This is a genomic window from Microbispora sp. H10836, from assembly GCF_012999525.1.
Taxonomy (GTDB): Bacteria; Actinomycetota; Actinomycetes; order Streptosporangiales; family Streptosporangiaceae; genus Microbispora.
This window is the reverse complement of sequence record NZ_JABBWU010000006.1, coordinates 221,566-237,567: the sequence shown is the minus strand read 5'-3', so window position 1 is coordinate 237,567 and position 16,002 is coordinate 221,566. Positions and strand designations below refer to the sequence as shown.

10 protein-coding genes are annotated in these 16,002 nt (G+C 73.2%); 3 read left to right on the top strand and 7 right to left on the bottom strand.

The genetic code is table 11. The annotated features are described in order from the left end of the window. Positions 1-6: 6 nt before the first annotated feature. From HHX30_RS14215 to HHX30_RS14185, 7 genes are read right to left on the bottom strand one after another with little or no spacing between them, the layout of a single operon-like run. The gene (locus HHX30_RS14215; protein ID WP_169982390.1) at positions 7-1,434 is read right to left on the bottom strand and encodes a condensation domain-containing protein; all 1,428 of its coding nucleotides are present in this window, start codon (positions 1,432-1,434) and stop codon (positions 7-9) included. After that, positions 1,431-1,619, bottom strand: a complete 189-nt coding sequence (locus HHX30_RS14210) for an MbtH family NRPS accessory protein (protein ID WP_169982389.1) — start codon at positions 1,617-1,619, stop codon at positions 1,431-1,433. Before HHX30_RS14210 ends, HHX30_RS14215 begins: the two co-directional genes overlap by 4 nt. Position 1,620: 1 nt before the next feature. After that, a complete protein-coding gene (locus HHX30_RS14205) occupies positions 1,621-3,387 on the bottom strand; it encodes a condensation domain-containing protein (protein WP_169982388.1) in 1,767 nt (588 codons plus the stop codon). After that, complete coding sequence (locus HHX30_RS14200) at positions 3,384-3,617, bottom strand: phosphopantetheine-binding protein (RefSeq protein WP_169982387.1); 234 nt, start codon at positions 3,615-3,617, stop codon at positions 3,384-3,386. Before HHX30_RS14200 ends, HHX30_RS14205 begins: the two co-directional genes overlap by 4 nt. Further along, positions 3,611-5,185 carry a condensation domain-containing protein gene (locus tag HHX30_RS14195; protein ID WP_169982386.1) on the bottom strand — a complete coding sequence of 525 codons (1,575 nt, stop codon included), beginning with the start codon at positions 5,183-5,185 and terminating at the stop codon, positions 3,611-3,613. Before HHX30_RS14195 ends, HHX30_RS14200 begins: the two co-directional genes overlap by 7 nt. A 1-nt stretch (position 5,186) precedes the next feature. After that, entirely contained in the window at positions 5,187-6,713 is a 1,527-nt protein-coding gene (locus tag HHX30_RS14190) for a class I adenylate-forming enzyme family protein (protein WP_169982385.1), read from the bottom strand. Then, positions 6,710-12,418, bottom strand: a complete 5,709-nt coding sequence (locus HHX30_RS14185) for a non-ribosomal peptide synthetase/MFS transporter (protein WP_169982384.1) — start codon at positions 12,416-12,418, stop codon at positions 6,710-6,712. Before HHX30_RS14185 ends, HHX30_RS14190 begins: the two co-directional genes overlap by 4 nt. A gap of 501 nt (positions 12,419-12,919) precedes the next feature. On the opposite strand from HHX30_RS14185, the gene HHX30_RS14180 reads away from it, so the two are divergent. From HHX30_RS14180 to HHX30_RS14170, 3 genes are read left to right on the top strand one after another with little or no spacing between them, the layout of a single operon-like run. Then, positions 12,920-13,843 (top strand): thiamine pyrophosphate-dependent dehydrogenase E1 component subunit alpha, encoded by a 924-nt coding sequence (locus HHX30_RS14180; protein WP_169982383.1) that lies wholly within the window; start codon positions 12,920-12,922, stop codon positions 13,841-13,843. Continuing rightward, complete coding sequence (locus HHX30_RS43245) at positions 13,840-14,817, top strand: alpha-ketoacid dehydrogenase subunit beta (RefSeq protein WP_169982382.1); 978 nt, start codon at positions 13,840-13,842, stop codon at positions 14,815-14,817. Before HHX30_RS14180 ends, HHX30_RS43245 begins: the two co-directional genes overlap by 4 nt. After that, a complete protein-coding gene (locus HHX30_RS14170) occupies positions 14,814-15,998 on the top strand; it encodes a 2-oxo acid dehydrogenase subunit E2 (protein ID WP_169982381.1) in 1,185 nt (394 codons plus the stop codon). The genes HHX30_RS43245 and HHX30_RS14170 overlap by 4 nt, the downstream gene beginning before the upstream one ends. The last annotated feature ends 4 nt before the right edge of the window (positions 15,999-16,002 follow it).

Below are 16,002 nucleotides of genomic sequence, written 5' to 3'. Positions count from 1 at the left end.
CACCTTTCACTTCGAGAACACGCTCGCGAACGGGCCGCTCAGCGCGGACAGCGGGATGTCGGGGTCGGCCCCGGCCCGCCGTACGACCTCGGCGAAACCGCCGATGAGGCGGCGCGCGGTCGCGGGCGTGAACAGGTCGCTGCTGTAGTCGAGGACGCCGCCCAGCCCCTCCGGTCCCCGCCACAGGTCCATCGAGACCTCGGACTTGGTGTGGCTGGGCGGGACCACGTGGATCTCCCGGTCGAGGTCGGCGAACCGGGTCCCCAGCAGATCTTCCTTGGGCAGGTTGTGCAGGTTGAACATGACCTGGCACAGCGGCGGCCTGCTGATGTCGCGGGGGACGCGCAGCGCGGCCAGGACGTGCTCGTACGGCACCTCCGCGTGCCGCATCCCGGCCAAGGTCGTCTCCCGCACGCGGTCCAGCAGCTCGTGGAACGACGGATCGCCGGACAGGTCGGCGCGCACCACCATCGTGTTGCCGAAGTAGCCGATCAACGGCGCGAGCTCGCTGCGGCTCCGGCCGGCCACCGGCACGCCGACGCAGAAGTCGGTCTGGCCCGACGCCAGGGCGAGGGTCGCCTGGTAGGCGGCGATCAGGGCCATGAACGACGTGCAGCGCCGCTTCCTGGCCACCTTCTCCAGCGGCGTGATCACCTCCGGCGGCAGCAGCAGCTGCTCGCGTCCGCCGCGCCCGGACCACCGGGACGGCCGGGGGTGGTCGGCCGGAAGGTCCAGCGCCGGGGCGCCGGCCAGGCGGCGCGCCCAGAACTCCACGCCCTCAGTGTGGTCCCGCTGTCTCTCCTGCACCGCGAAGCGGGGGTACTGCGTGGGCAGCTCCGGCAGTTCGGGCTCACGTCCCTCGCGTGCGGCGGCGTAGCACTCCGTGAGCTCACGCAGGAGCACGTCGAGCGACCAGCCGTCCATCACGATGTGGTGCAGGACGATGCACACGACCGCGTCGCCCACCCCCAGCCCGGCCAGGCCGGCCCGCAGGGGAGGCGCGTTCTCCAGGTCGAACGGGCGGTCGACGAACTCCTTCAACGCCCGTTCGAGGTCCGCCTCCCCGGAGAACACGATCTTCTCCAGCGGCACCGGTCCGGGCGGCAGCACGACCTGCACGGGGGCGTCCCCGCGCAGCCGGAAGCGGGTCCGCAGCACCTCGTGCCGCTCCACGATCCGGGTGAACGCGGCGGACAGCGCGCCCACGTCGAGCGGCCCGCGCAGCCGCATGCACCAGGGCGTGTTGTAGGTGGTGTCGGCCGGGTCGAAGCGGCTGAGGAACCACAGGCGCTCCTGCCCGGGCGACAGCGGCCACTCCTGCCCGCCGGTGTCCCGGGGCGCGCCCCCGAGGGAGCGCAGCAGCGCCGCCCGGCGCTCGGGGGGCAGGCCGGCCAGCTTCTCGATCAGCGCGGCGCGGCGCTCGGCGGCGGTCATCTGCCCAGGTCGCGTACGCTCAGCGGCCGCATGTCGGTCCACACCGTCTCGATGTGGTCCAGGCATTCCTGGCGGGTGCCCGCGAAGCCGGTGGGCCGCCACCCGGCGGGCGGCTCGCGGTCGCTCCACCATACGGAGAACTGCTCCTCGTCGTTGACGACCACGAGCATCGGAGAATCGGTCATGTCATCTTTCCCAGGGGTTCGTTGAGGGGGACGGCTCCCGGCCCCCGCCCTCGGCCAGGCGGGGACAGCCGGGCCAGCCGGTGGAATCGGCCGGGGGCGCCGCGCACAGGACGTAGTGGTGAGGGGCGAGCACGTCGGTCCGGCCGGTCGCGGCGCGCATGAAGGCGGTGTGGACGGCCTCGGGCGTGTCCAGCCCGGGGCGCGCGACGAGGTACCCGGTCAGCAGGGGCGCCCCGTCGTCGCCGTCCTCCAGCGCGACCGCGGCCACGCCGGTCCCGCACACCCGGCGCAGCAGCGCCTCGGTCTCCGGCAGGCTCACCCAGTCGTGGCCGATCGCCGTCCATCCGGCGGGGCGCGGCACCGGGTCCAGGCCCGCGATCTTCGCGACCTGGTCCAGCAGCACCTCCTCCGAGACGGCCCGGACCAGCAGCTCCTCCAGGCCGGTGAGCATCCGCTCGGCGACGTCTCCGGGCAGGAAGGCCGTGTCCACCAGCACGTAGAACTCGCAGGTGGACGGGGCGGGACCGGTGGCGAAGAAGATCCTCGCCTTGACCGCGGGGTAGGCGCCGACGAAGAACGTCCTGGTCCTGCCCCGGAGTGTGGCGAGCGCCGCGGCGTCTCCCGGATCGACCTGCGGCAGGCCCTGCCAGCGGCCCGCCTGCCTGACGTCGTTGAAGAACGCGTCCAGGTCGATGTCGGCGCCGCGCCGCCACGCCTCGGCCTCCCACGCGGCCAGCACGAGCGCGGGGTCGTAGTGCCCGTTCCGGTACGTCGCCATGGTCCTGCGATGTCCGTGCCGCAGCGCGCCGGCGAACGTGCCGTCCCCGAGGTCGATGACGCACAGCCCGTCCTGGGCGGCGGGCCCGGCCATCGCCTCCATCCCCGGGTGGTGCCGGTTCGACACGATGAGCTGCAGCGCAGCCGTACGATGCCCGGTCACGGCGCCGAGCAGGGCGGCACTGGCGACCGTGAGCACGCTGGAGGTCGTCACGCCGTGCCGGGCGGCGAGCGCCTCGGCGGCGACGGCCGCCGCCGGCGAGTCCATCCCGTGCCGGACGAAGCGCGGCTCCTCGGGTTCCCGCGCCGGAAAGTCGAACATCGAACGCGGCGCGGATGTCAGGCCGGTCCGCCAGTGCCGCAGCGCCTGGCCCCCGGGCGGCGGGTCCGACCGCTCGAAGGCCGCCTGGTCGAGCGGCTGCCAGTCCGGGCCGGGCAGGTCCTCCCCGGCGACCAGCCGCGGCCATTCCGCGGCCACCGTGTTCAGCGACCAGCCGTCGAGCGCGAGATGGGACAGCGCGAGCGCGAGCGCGCGCGGCCGGCCCCGCTGGCAGACGACCGCGCACCGGATCGGCAGCTCGGCCGCGTAGTCGAACCCGGTCGCGGCCAGCTCGGCGGCCAGCGCCTTGGCCGCGCTCATCGGCTTGGCCGCCGCCTCGTACACGCCGACCGTGAGCCGGCCCTCCCGGCTCACCCGCTGGCTGGTGCTCTCCCCGTCCCGGACGAACGCCGTGCGCAGCGTCTCGTGCCGCTCGACGAGGCGGCCCACGGCGCGCAGCACGGCGTCCACGTCGGCCGCGCCGGTCACCGGCAGGGTCCAGGGCAGGTTGAAGTAGGGGTCGCCGTCGTCCAGCCACTGGGTGGAGCGCCAGATCCCCTGCTGGCCCCAGGTCAGCGCGGCCTGCCCGTCCCGGGCGCCGCGGAACTCCACGGTGCGCGGCGGCAGCGCCGTGAGGCCGGGGGCCTCCACCGCCGGCGGACCCGCGGTCACTTCCGCTGCCCCGCGATGTGCTCGACCAGGCCGTCGAGCGTGTTGAGGTGGCCGCCGTCCAGGTCGACGTCGCAGTCGAACTCGGTCTCCAGCAGGTCGATCAGCCGGAGGTAGGCGATCGAGGTGAGGCCGAGCGCGGGCAGGCTGCAGTCCGCCGCCAGGATGTCGGCGGCGGCCAGGTCGCCGCCGCTCGCCTTCGACACCAGCTCGGCCACGCGCTCCCTCAGCATGCCTCCTCCCGCAGGCGGGCGACCTCAGCCGCGATCCCGGTGATCGTCGGCTCGTCGAAGAACACGTCGAAGGACAGCTCCACGTCCATCCGCTCGCGCACCTTCGCGATGATCTGGGTGATCGACAGCGAGTGCCCGCCGAGGTCGAAAAGGTCCTCGTCCAGGCCGATCTCCGGCATGCCGAGCACCTCGCGCCAGATCTCCCCCACCTCCGCCAGGAACGGCCCCGCGTCCGCCTCGCCGGTCGCTCCGGCCGAGGCCGGCTCCTCCCCGGTCCGGGCGAAGGACTGCTCGACCGCGCCGTCGGCCACCGGGGACGGCAGCGGCAGGCCGGCCAGGTCGGCGTCGGGTGCGGCGGCCACCGCACGCAGCAGGGAGAGCAGGTGCCCGGCGACGGTCTCGCAGCCGGAGCGGCTCAGGACGAGCGGGTTGAACTGCAGCCGGGCGGCGGCGCCGTCCGGCGCGTCCACCACCTGGAGGTGCAGCGTGCCGCGCACCGCGCCGTTGAAGGACATCCAGTCCACCGACGCCTCCAGGCCGGGGAACTCCGGCGCGCCTCCGTCACGCCTGCGGTAGCTGACCGACACCGGCGTCAGCGCGGTGCGGGGGCTCACGCCGCCGACGGCACGCGCGAGCGGCACCTGCCGGAACCGGTAGACGGCCCGCAACTCCTCACGCAGGGACCGGGCGAAATCGGCGAACGTCCCGCCCGGGGCCGGGGCCGCCACCGGCAGCTCGTTCACGAAGGGGCCGATGTGGCCCCGCGTCTCCTCGGTCCTGGTCGACAGGTCGACGGCCACCGCCGTGCCCTCGTTGCCGTACGCCGCGAGCAGGGTGTGCACCGCGGCGAGCACCAGCTCGAACCGGGTGACGCCCATCTTGTCCGCGGCGACGGCGAGGTCGGCGGGAAGCGCGAAGTCGACGGCCTCGCCGGCCGCGGCGCGGGTCGAGACCCCGGACAGCCCGGGGAGACGCAGGTCCTGCCGGTCCCGCCAGCGGCCGCGCCAGAACTCGGCGGCGTCGCCGAGCAACTCGGCCACCCGGGCGTTCTCCCGCTCGACGGCCTCGCCGTAGGTCGTAGTAAGGGCCGGCGTCGGCAGCCCGGCGTAGGCGCGGGCCAGACCCCGCACCAGGATGTCCTTCGACATGCCATCGAAGACGGCGTGATGGGCGACGACGACGAGCAGGTGCCGCTCCGGCGCGAGCCGGAAGACCGTGAACCGGGCCGTCGGCCCGGTCCGCAGGTCCAGGGCGAGGGACGCCTCGCGCTCGGCCAGTTCGCGGGGCTCACGGCCGGAGGCGTCCTCGAACCCGACGGGCGGCGGCACGGCGGCCGGCACCCGGCGCAGCACGCCGTCCCGCTCGGTCAGGGCCGCGCCCAGCTGGGGATGCGCGCGGATCACGTCGTGGCAGGCGGCCAGCAGCCGGTCCACGTCCACGGGGCCGTCGACCCGGATGGCCAGCGGCATGTGGTACACGCGGCCCCCGCAGCCCATCTGCTCCGTTATCCACATGCCGTGCTGAGCGAGGGACGCCTGCTCCCCCTCGTCTACGAGCGTCGGTGACATCTCATTCGCCTTCCGTGCTGATCACGGAGTCGCCCAGCAGCGCGGGCAGCTCCTTCTTGATGACCTTTCCTGACTGGTTCCTGGGCAGGCTGTCGACCACGAGGACCCGTTCGGGGAGCTCGTGCCAGGCCAGCCGGTCCATCAGGAAGGAGCGCACCTCACTCGCGACGAGCCCCGGCGACCTGGGCACCACCGCGGCGCCCAGCACGGAGCCCAGCACCGGGTGCGGGAGCCCGAACACGGCCGCCTCGGCGACCAGCGGGTGCTCGTGCAGCGCGGCCTCCACCTGGAGGGTGGACACCTTGAACGCCCCGGTCTTGACCACGTCGCTCTCCCGGTCGACCAGGTAGAGGTAGCCGTCGGCGTCCACGTATCCGACGTCGCCCATGCGCACCCAGCCGTCGCGGAACGACCTGGCGCTGGCCTCGGCGTCGCCGTAGTAGGACCGGGTGGCGGTGGGCGAGCGCATCCACACCTCGCCCGTCTCCCCGGGCGGGAGCGGGGTGCCCTCCTCGTCGGTGATGCGCAGCGAGCCGCCGAACGCGGGCCGGCCCAGCGCGGCCGGCCGCGTACGGTCGTAAATCATGATCGTCTGAGCGGGGGCGGCCTCGGTGGACGTGTAGTAGTTCGTCACGGTCGCGTTCGGGAAGGCCGCCGACAGACGTTCCGACACGGCGGGAGGAAGCGCGGCCGCCGCCGACCCCAGCAGCACCACGCTGGACATGTCGTGCCGCTCGTGCAGCCCGGCGTCGAGCAGCTCGATCGCCATGGAGGGCACCAGGAACACCGTGCCGGGGCGGTAGGTCTCGATCAGCCGGGCGAACCGGCCGGGCGTGAACCTCGCCGGGGTCAGCACGGCCGGGCGGGCGTCCAGCGCGTTGACCAGCATGGTCTGGCCGGCGTTGGTGCCGATCGGGAAGGCGTGCAGCAGGTGCCGCGAGTGGGCGAACCTGCGGTGCTTGGGCTGCGTGACGCACCCGTAGGCCAGGTTGGCGTGGCTCGCACCGACCCCCTTGGGCCGCCCGGTCGTGCCGGAGGTGTAGAGGATCTGCGCCAGGTCCCCGGGCCGCACCCGCGGCCCTTCCGGCGCCGGGTCCGGCCCGAGGCCGGCTTCCAGCTCCGCCGGGGTCGCGGTCCACGGCTCTCCAGCCGGCGCCGCGAGGTCCCGGCCGAGCAGCACCGCCGTCGCCGAGCAGTGCTCGATCATGTATCGCAGCTCGGCCGGCGCCAGCCGGTCCGACATCGGCACGGCCACCGCGCCCGCCTTCAGCACCCCGAAGAACGCCACGGCGAAGTCGATCCAGTCGCGGCTGCCGAAGTGCAGCGCCACCCGGTCGCCCGGGATGACCCCGCGGCCCGTCAGCCCGGCGGCGAGCACCGCCGACCTGCGCTCCCACTCCGCGAAGGTGAGCGTCCCGTGCCCCTCCACGATCATCGCCACGCCGTCCGGCTCCTGCCCCGCGCGCAGCCGCAGCAGCTCCGGCAGGGTGAGCGCGGGCACGCCCCGCGTCCTCGTCGCCCCCGTCATGCGTGCTCCTTCTCGGGTTCGCGAGCCGCCCGTGTGCCCATCCCTGTGTCCGCCCGTGTGCCCGTCCCCGTGTCCGCCCGTGTGTCCGCCCGTGTGCCTGCCCGTGTGCCTGTCCGTGTGTCCTTACGGGCGGCCGCGACGCGTTCGGTCAGGGCCTGATAGCCGACGACGTCGTCGGGCAGGGCGTCGGGCACGTCGGCGTCGAACCGGCGCAGCACCCGCACCCGCATGCCGACCAGTGCGATGACGGCGATCGCCAGCGCGAAGCAGGCGTACATGAAGCCGATCCCGCGGCCCGGGCCGGTGCCGAGCACCACGCCCACGGTGCCGGCGAGCGGCCCGTCCGGGGCGAGCAGCGGCTCGAAGACCTGCGCGCCGTACGGCGCGACCAGGCCGAACCCGATGGGCAGCGTGGACCAGGCGACCAGCGTGTTCAGCGCGATGACGCGGCCGTGGAACCGCTGCGGCACCTTGACCTGGATGATCGTGGCGTAGACGCCGTTCAGCAGGGTGAGGCACAGCGACATGCCGAACGCGCCGACGGCGATGAGGAACAGGTCCTGGTACAGCCCGGTCAGCAGGCAGAACACCGACAGGGCGAGCGTGGACAGCAGCACGCCGTACAACCGCCGGCGCCGCGGGCCGCCCCAGGCCGCCATCGCCAGACCGCCGAGGAAGGCGCCGAGCCCGCCCGCGAACGACACCCGGCCGACCTCGGCCAGCGACGCGAACGACAGCACCAGCGGCGAGATCATCATGAACAGCGGGGACAGGAAGATGTTCAGCACCGCGAAGTAGAACAGCATCGCGCGGAAGCCCCGGTTGCCCCAGGAGTGGCGGATGCCGCCCAGCATCTCGGCGAGCACGCTCTCCCGCCGCTTCCAGGCCATCGTCGCCGGGAAGCGGATCAGCACGATGGTGAGCGTGGCGACGACGTAGCTGACCACGTCGATGATGAGGATGCCCTCCAGCCCGATCGTCGCCATCAGCCCGACCGCGATCAGCGGCACGATGAGCTGCGCGGTGCCGGTGGCCATCTGGACGACGCCGTTGGCGTGCCCGAGGAACCGTTTCGGCACGAGCTGCGGGATCGCCGAGGTGTACGCCAGCCGTTGGAAGGTGAGCGCGACGGACAGGCAGACCAGCAGCGGATAGATGTGCCAGACCTCTAGGTTTCCGGTCCACAGCAGCAGTCCCAGCATGAGCTGGGTGCCGCCGGCGGCCGCGTCTCCGGCGATCATGACCTTGCGCCGGTCGAACCGGTCGACGATGGCGCCGGCCAGCGGGGCGACGAGCATGCCGGGCAGCAGCCCGAGCACGGAGAACAGCGCGAACCGGGCGAGCGAGCCGGTGGTGAGGTAGATCCACAGCGGGATGGCGAACTCGGTCAGCGCGGAGCCGGTGATCGAGACGAGCTGGCCGGCCGCGACGAGGAGGAAGCGCCGCATGCTGGGCGGCGGGCCGACGCGCACCTGTGTGCCCGCGGCGCCGTCCGGGCCGTCCTGGCCGTCCTGCCCGTCCTGGGCCGTGCTCGCCCCGGTTCCGGTTTCGGTTCCGGTCTCGGCGGACCGGCTCGAGACGCCCTGCAGCCACCAGGTGCGGGCCTCGTCCCGTTCCATCCCCTCCGTACGCCCGGAGGCGACGGCGGCGTGGGTGCCGGTGACGATCTCGGCCAGCTCGTCCCTGCGGTACCGCAGGAAGAAGTGCCCGGCCTCGTCGAGGACGACGCACGCCGCGTCATCCGACAGGCAGTGCCACTCCTTGTAACGTTCCTGGTAGAACTCGGCCGCCGGGTCGCGTTCGCCGACCACGGAGATCACCGGCGCGCGCAGCGCCGGACCGCCGCCCTCCTCGAAGATCCGCGTGAAGTACCGCTCGGCGGCGCGGGTGCCTTCACGGCGGTTGCGCACGATGAGTTTGACCTGCTCCCGGCCGAGGTCCTCCACGTCGAGCCCGGCCGCGGTCAGGGCGTTGACCCGCTGCTGGTCGCTGGTGAGGCGGTCGAAGAAGGTCCCGAGCCAGTTCAGGCCGCGACCCGGGCGGGCGAAGGGGAACACGCCGCCGAGGTACAGCGCGTCCACGGTGCGGCCGTCCGCCTCCAGCCTCCGGGCGATCTCGGCGGACAGCATGACGCCGAGGCCGCAGTGGCCGTACAGCACCAGCGAGCCGCCGTTCCTGTCCATGATCTCGGAGATCTCGGCCACGCAGTCGACGACGACCTCGTCGAACGGCCGGGCCTGTTCGCCCAGCTCGTGACCGGGCACGGCGACCGAGTAGAGCGCCCAGTCGTCCGGCAGCGCGTCCGCGAGCGGCTGGTAGACGACCGCGCTGCCCCCGCCGTACGGCACGCACACCAGGGTGGTGGTGGCCGGCCCGGCGGGGGTGAGCCGGTGCAGCAGCGAGCGCGGTACGTCCCCCTCGGCCGTGAGCAGCCGGGCCAGCTCGCGGACGGTGCGGTGCTTGAAGACGTCGAGCACCGTGATCTGCCGGTCCGGATGCGCCTTGCGCAGCCGGGCGATGACCCGCATCGCCAGCAGCGAGTGGCCGCCCAGGGCGAAGAAGTCGTCGAGCGCCCCCACGCGCTCGACTTCCAGCACCTCCGCCCAGACGCGTGCCACGTCCTCCTCGGCGCCGGGCGCCGGGGCGACGTACTCGGCCGCCGCCACGTCGGCCTCCGGCTCGGGCAGCCGCGAGCGGTCCACCTTGCCGTGCGACTTGAGCGGCAGCTCGTCGAGCCAGGCGTACCGCGAGGGGACCATGTACGCGGGCAGCCGGTCGGCCAGCCACGCGCGGACCTCCGCGGTCTCCGGTCGTGCGCCGTCCGCGGCGTTCCCGGCGTTCCCGGCGTTCCCGGCGTTCCCGGCGGCGGGGGCGGGGACGAGGTAGGCGACGAGCTGCTCGCCGCGCGGCTCGACCACGGCCTGGGCGACGTCCGGATGGTCGGCCAGCACCGACTCGACCTCGCCGAGCTCGACCCGGTAGCCGCGGATCTTCACCTGCAGGTCGCGGCGGCCGAGGAACTCCAGGTCGCCGGAGCCGGACCACCGGCCGAGGTCCCCCGTGCGGTACATGCGCGACCCGGGCGGGCCGTACGGGTCGGGGACGAACCGGTCGGCGGTCAGGCCGGGACGGTTCAGGTAGCCGCGGGCCAGCCGCTCGCCGCCGAGGTAGATCTCCCCCGGCACCCCGGCGGGCACCGGCCGCAACCGCTCGTCCAGCACGTACGCCCGCGCCCGGGGCAGCGGCGAGCCGATCGGCAGGCTCACGCTCGCCTCGGCCGGGCCGTCGGGGGCGGGCAGCCGCGCGACGTCGTAGGTGGTCACGCCCACAGTGGCCTCGGTCGGCCCGTAGTGGTTGACGACCCGGCAGCGGCCCAGCGCCGCGAGCTCGGCGGCCCAGCCGCGCGGGGCCGCCTCCCCGCCCAGCAGCAGCAGCTTCCTGGGCAGCAGGTCGTCGGGTCCGGCGTCCGCGAGCAGAGCGGCGAGGTGCGACGGCGTGATCTTGAGGTAGTCGATCCCGGTGCGCCGGAAGATCTCCGCCAGCTCGGGACCGGCGGTGCGCGAGGGCACCAGGTGCAGGGTCCCGCCGGTCATCAGGCACAGGTAGAAGACCGTGACGCCGAAGTCGAAGGCGAGTGACTGGAGCAGGGCGAAGGACGAGCCCGGCTCCACTCCGAGCCGTTCGCGCACCCCGGCGAGGTAGACCATCACCTCGTGGTGCTGCACCGCGACGCCCTTGGGCCGCCCGGTGGTGCCGGAGGTGTAGATCACGTACGCGAGGTCGCCCGGCGTCGCGGGTTCCCAGGGGTCGCCGGGCTCCGGCGCGTCGTCGTCCGTGGCGTGGTCCGTGTCGTGGTCAAGGTGCACGGCGGTGATCTCGTCCGGCAGCCGGTCGTGCAGGTCCGGGCTGGTCACGACGATCGACGCCCCGGCGTCGGCCAGCACGTACTCGAGCCGGCCGCGCGGGTGCTCCGGGTCGAGCGGCAGGTAGGCCGCGCCCGCCTTGAGCACGCCGAGCACCGCGACCGCGAGCCCGGTGGACTGCTCCAGGCAGATCGCCACGCGGTCGTCGCGCCGCACGCCGAGCCCGCGCAGCCGCCGGGCGAGCCGGTCGGCCGCGGCGTCCAGCTCGGCGTACGTGAGGGCGTCGTCCCCGCTGACGACGGCGGTCGCGGACGGGGTGCGGGCCGCCTGCGCGGCGATGACCTCGTGCGGCGCCGACGCCCCGCCGAACGCGTCCGCGGCGGGCGCCTCGGCCTCGGGCGCCGCTCCCGCGAACCCGAGCACGCGGTCGCGCTCGGCCGCCGGGAGCAGTTCGAGGTCCGACACCCGCGCGTGGGGGTCGGCGGCGATCGACCTGAGCAGGTTCTCGAAGCACTCCGCCAGGCGCGCGATCGTGGCCGGCCGGAACAGCTCGGTGCGGTAGGTGATGTTCCCCACCAGGCCGTCGCCCTGGTCCATCAGGTACAGCGCGAGGTCGAACCGGCTGGCGGTCACGTCGAACGGGTACGCCGACATGGTCAGGCCCTGGGTCCGCAGCGGGGCCGACCGGTAGTTCTGCAGCGCGAACATCACCTGGAACACCGGCGACCTGCTCACGTCGCGCTCGACGCCGAGCTCGCCGACCAGCCGGTCGAAGGGCAGCTCCTGGTGCGTGTAGGCGTCCAGCGCCGTCTCGCGCACCCGGCCGAGCAGCTCGGTGAAGGTCGGGTCGCCGGACAGGTCGGCCCGCATCGGCAGCGAGTTGATGAAGAGCCCGACCACCCGCTCCAGCTCCGGCAGGTCGCGCCCCGAGACGGGCGACCCGACCGCGAAGTCGTCCTGACCGGAGTAGCGCCCGAGGAGCACCTGGAAGGCGGCGAGCAGCGTCATGTACAGCGTCGCGCCGTTCGCCCCGCCCAGCTCCGTGAGCGCGTCTACCAGCTCGCGGTCCAGCACGAGGTTGTGGGCGTCGCCCGCCGATCCCTGCTCCGGCGGGCGGGGCAGGTCGGTCGGCAGCTCCAGCGGTGGCAGGCCGGCCAGCCGCTCCCGCCAGTAGCGGATGTCGTCCTCGTGGGTCCGTCCGCGCTCCCACAGCGCGTAGTCGCCGTACTGCACGGGCGGGTCGGCGAGACCGGAGTCGGTCCCGGTCCGGTACGCCTCGTGCAGGGCGAGCAGCTCCTCCATCACGATGTCGCACGACCAGCCGTCGGTGACGGCGTGGTGCATGGTCAGGAGCAGCACGTGCTCGCGGGCGCCGAGCCGGACCAGGAGCAGCCGCAGCAGCGGGCCGGTCGCCAGGTCGAACGGCCGGGCCAGCTCCTCCTGCACGGCCTCCCGCGCGGTGGCGGCGTCGTCGGACAGCCGCAGCTCGACCAGCCGCAGCTCCACCAGGGGCTCGTCGTCCAGGACGATCTCCGGCGTCCCGTCGTCGGTGGTGACGAACCGGGTGCGCAGGCTCTCGTGGCGTCTGGCCACCTCGACGAGGGCGCGCTCCAGGGCCGCGTCGCCGATCTCGCCGCCGTCCAGCCGGACGGCGAAGGCGACGGTGTAGGCGGTGGTGCCCGGGGCGTACTGCTCCAGGAACCACAGGCGCTCCTGCGCGTGCGAAAGCGGCGGGTGGGTGCCGACCGGCCGCGGCGGCACGGTGACCCTCGCGGCTTTCCCGGCCCTGAGCCGCTGCGCCAGCAGCGCCTGTTTGGCCGGTGAGAGGCCGGTCCGGGTCACGAGGCCGGCACCTCGGTTGAAATTTGCATTAAGAACATGGCATTCCTTTGTGCGCTCTGCGCCCCGGTACGCCGGCGAATCGATGCGAAGACGCGGGCGGCCAACGACCCGGCGGCGGAATCACCGCCGGTGAGCTTCCTGCCTGGTGCCTGGCGCGGCACGGAACCCATTGCCGCTCGCGCCGGTACCCCCATTTCGGACGCATGAGTGGGAACGCTCCCACGGCAGTGGAGGCTAGGGATCAGGACTTTCATTCGTCAAGTGTCATGGAAGTTTCTGTCCGTTATTAGCCCCAAGGCGGGGAATGTGAGTATATTGCCGCAGATCACGAACAATGTGGTCACACTCTCCCAAATCGTCCGTATCGCCAGGCATTGACAAGGCCTCTTACCGGACCTACGCTCCGTGGGAGCGCTCCCAACATGGGTGCTCCTGTCCCTGGCAGCGAAGCCCGGCGTCGAGCGCGCCCTCGACCAGAGACGCACCAGGAGCCGACCACCTGTGATCGTCACCGCTGCACCGGCCCGGAGCCCGCGGCATACCCTCAACGACGGGGATCTCCGCTCACTCCTCCTCATCCGGCACTTCGAACGCGCCCTGCTCCACCTGTTCGAGCAGGGCGTGCTGAGCGGCACGACCCACACCTGCCTCGGACAGGAGTACATCCCGGTCGCGCTGTCGGCCCTGCTCCGCGACGACGACTTCGTGTTCAGCAACCACCGGGGGCACGGTCACTTCCTCGCCCGCCATCCCGACCCGCACGGACTGCTCGCCGAGATCATGGGGCGGGAGGGCGCGCTGTGCGGAGGCGTCGGCGGCAGTCAGCACATCTACCACCGGCGTTTCCTGTCCACGGGCGTCCAGGGCGAGAGCCTGCCCGTGGCGACCGGGGTGGCCCTGAAACTGGCCGGCACGGGTGCGCTGGCCTGCGCGTACATCGGGGACGGCACCTGGGGCGAGGGCGCCGTCTACGAGGCGCTGAACATGGCCTCCCTCTGGAGGGTGCCGCTGCTGGTCGTGGTCGAGCACAACGGCATCGCCCAGTCGACCCCCACGTCCGCGCAGATGGCGGGCACGATCGCCGCCCGGGCGGCGGCCTTCGGCGTCCGCCACCACCACGTCTCGTCCACCGACGCCGGTGAGATCAGGGAGGTCCTCGCCCCGCTGATCGACGCCGTGAGGGCCGAGCCGTCCCCGCTGGTGGTCGAGTTCGCCACGCACCGCCTCGGGCCCCACAGCAAGGGCGACGACACCCGGCCGCCGGAGGAGATCCGCCGGGCCGCGGAGTCCGACTGGTACGACCGGTACGCCGCGGCCGATCCCGAGCGGTTCGCCCGGATCGACCGGGAGCAGCGAGAGCTCGTCGAGCGGGTGGTCGCCGAGGTCTCCGCCCGGCCTCACACAAGGCCGGGAGGAGCGGCGTGACCAGGGTCTCCGAGCATCTCAACCAGGCGCTGCACGATCTCATGGAGTCCGACCCCTCGGTCCACCTGCTGGGCGAGGACGTCAGCGACCCGTACGGCGGCGCGTTCAAGGTCACCCGGGGACTGTCCGGCCGGTTCGGCTCGCGGGTGAGGTCCACGCCGCTCAGCGAGGGCGCGATCGCCGGGGTCGGGGCCGGGCTGGCCCTGGCCGGCGACAAGGCCATCGTCGAGATCATGTTCGCCGACTTCGTGGCACTGGCGTTCGACCAGATCACGAACTTCGCCGCCAAGTCCACCTCGATGTACGGCAGGCCCGTGCCGGTGCCGCTCGTGGTGCGCTGCCCCACGGGCGGCAACCGCGGCTACGGCCCGACCCACAGCCAGAACCCGCAGAAGCACTTCATCGGCGTACCGGGGCTGTCCCTGTTCGAGATGACGCCGTTCCACGACGCGGGCCGGCTGTTCGCCCGGATGTTCGGCCTCGGCCGGCCCTGCCTGTTCTTCGAGGACAAGGTCCTGTACACGCGGCAGATGCACCGCGTCGACGACCTGTTCCGGTACGAGCTGGTGGACGACGTGGCGCGGGTGTACCTCGACGGCGCGGGCCGGCCCGACTGCACGCTGGTCACCCACGGCGGGCTCGTCCACCGGACGCTCGACGCCATGCGGACGCTGCTCCTGGAGGACGACCTGGTCTGCGAACTGCTGGTGCCCGCCCAGCTCTACCCCGTACCCCGGCTGCCGGGGCTGGAGGACGCGCCGCACGTCTGCGTCGTCGACGACGGGACCGAGGGCGGCACCTGGGCGGCCGAGGTGGCCACGGTGCTCTACCCGCGTCTGTGGGACCGCCTGCGCCGCCCGATCACGCTGATCAACTCGGCGGACCGGGTGATCCCCGCCGCCCCCCATCTGGAACGTGAGGTGCTCGTGCAGGCCGACAGCATCCGGACCGCGGTGAAGGAGGCGCTGTCGTGACCGAGTTCCGCGTACCCAAGCTCAACAACAACGACACGTCGTACATCCTGGTCGAGTGGCTGGCCGAGGACGGGCGGGCGGTGCGGGACGGCGAGCCGATCGTGCTGCTGGAGACGTCCAAGGCGACGGAGGAGGTCGAGGCCCCGGCGGACGGCGTCCTGCGGCGACTGGTCGCCGAGGGGGCCGAGTGCGAGCCGGGGCAGGTGATCGCCCGCCTGCTCGGGAGCGTGGACGAGCCCGTTCGGAAGGCCGCCGAGGAGATCGCGGACGGAAACCCGCACGGGCCGGACACTCCTGCGCCGCCCGGCGACGCCACCGGGGTGGTCGTCACGGCGCCCGCGCGCGACCTGATCGAGGCGCACGGCATCGCCATGGAGCGGGTGTACGCCCTCGGCCGGAAGGTGATCAGGCGGAGCGACGTCGAGGAACTGCTCGGCGAGCAGGCGCCCTCCCCCGCCGCCGTCGCGGACGACGCCCCGGCAGGGGACGACGACGCGCGGTGGATCACGCTGTCGCGGGCGCAGCAGCGGACGGCCGAGGTCGTCGAGCGGTCCCGGCGCGAGATCCCGGCGGCCTTCACGGCGATGAACGTCGACGTGACCGAGGTCGTGTCGCTCGCCCGCGACCTCACCCGCCGGCTGCGCGCCCTGGTCGGCCTGCCCGAGATGGTGGTGAAGGCGGCCGGCGGGCTACTCGACCGCTTCCCGATGTTCTTCGCGGAGCCCGGGCCCGGCCCACGCGCGAGAAGAGCCGCCACCGCGGATGTGGGCGTGACGGTCGACGTGGGCCAGGGGCTGTTCATCCCGGTCGTCCGCGACGCCGGCAACCGGACGCTCGCCGAGATCGCCGCCGACCTGGCCGGTTTCCGCACGACCGCGCTCACCGGGTCGTTCCGGGAACGCGATCTCCGGGGGGGCGCCATCACGCTCACCCTGCACACGCACGACGGCATCGTGTTCGCCGTCCCGATCGTCTTCCCCGGCCAGACGTGCGCGCTGTCGCTGACCGCGCCGCGCTCGGAGGTCGTGCAAGACGGCTCGGGCTTCGCCGTACGCAAGACCGCCACACTGGGCCTCGCATACGACCACCGTTACATCAACGGTCGCGATGCCGCGGAGTTCCTCCGTGAGCTCCGCACGGCGCTCGAAACACCCGCGCGTTTCCTCACCGAGAATGGATGAAGCC

Bases quoted from the DNA above. Each gene is read 5' to 3' on its own strand.
- HHX30_RS14215 (WP_169982390.1), bottom strand. From the start codon at position 1,434: ATGACCGCCGCCGAGCGCCGCGCCGCGCTGATCGAGAAGCTGGCCGGC.
- HHX30_RS14210 (WP_169982389.1), bottom strand. From the start codon at position 1,619: ATGACCGATTCTCCGATGCTCGTGGTCGTCAACGACGAGGAGCAGTTC.
- HHX30_RS14200 (WP_169982387.1), bottom strand. From the start codon at position 3,617: ATGCTGAGGGAGCGCGTGGCCGAGCTGGTGTCGAAGGCGAGCGGCGGC.
- HHX30_RS14195 (WP_169982386.1), bottom strand. From the start codon at position 5,185: ATGTCACCGACGCTCGTAGACGAGGGGGAGCAGGCGTCCCTCGCTCAG.
- HHX30_RS14190 (WP_169982385.1), bottom strand. From the start codon at position 6,713: ATGACGGGGGCGACGAGGACGCGGGGCGTGCCCGCGCTCACCCTGCCG.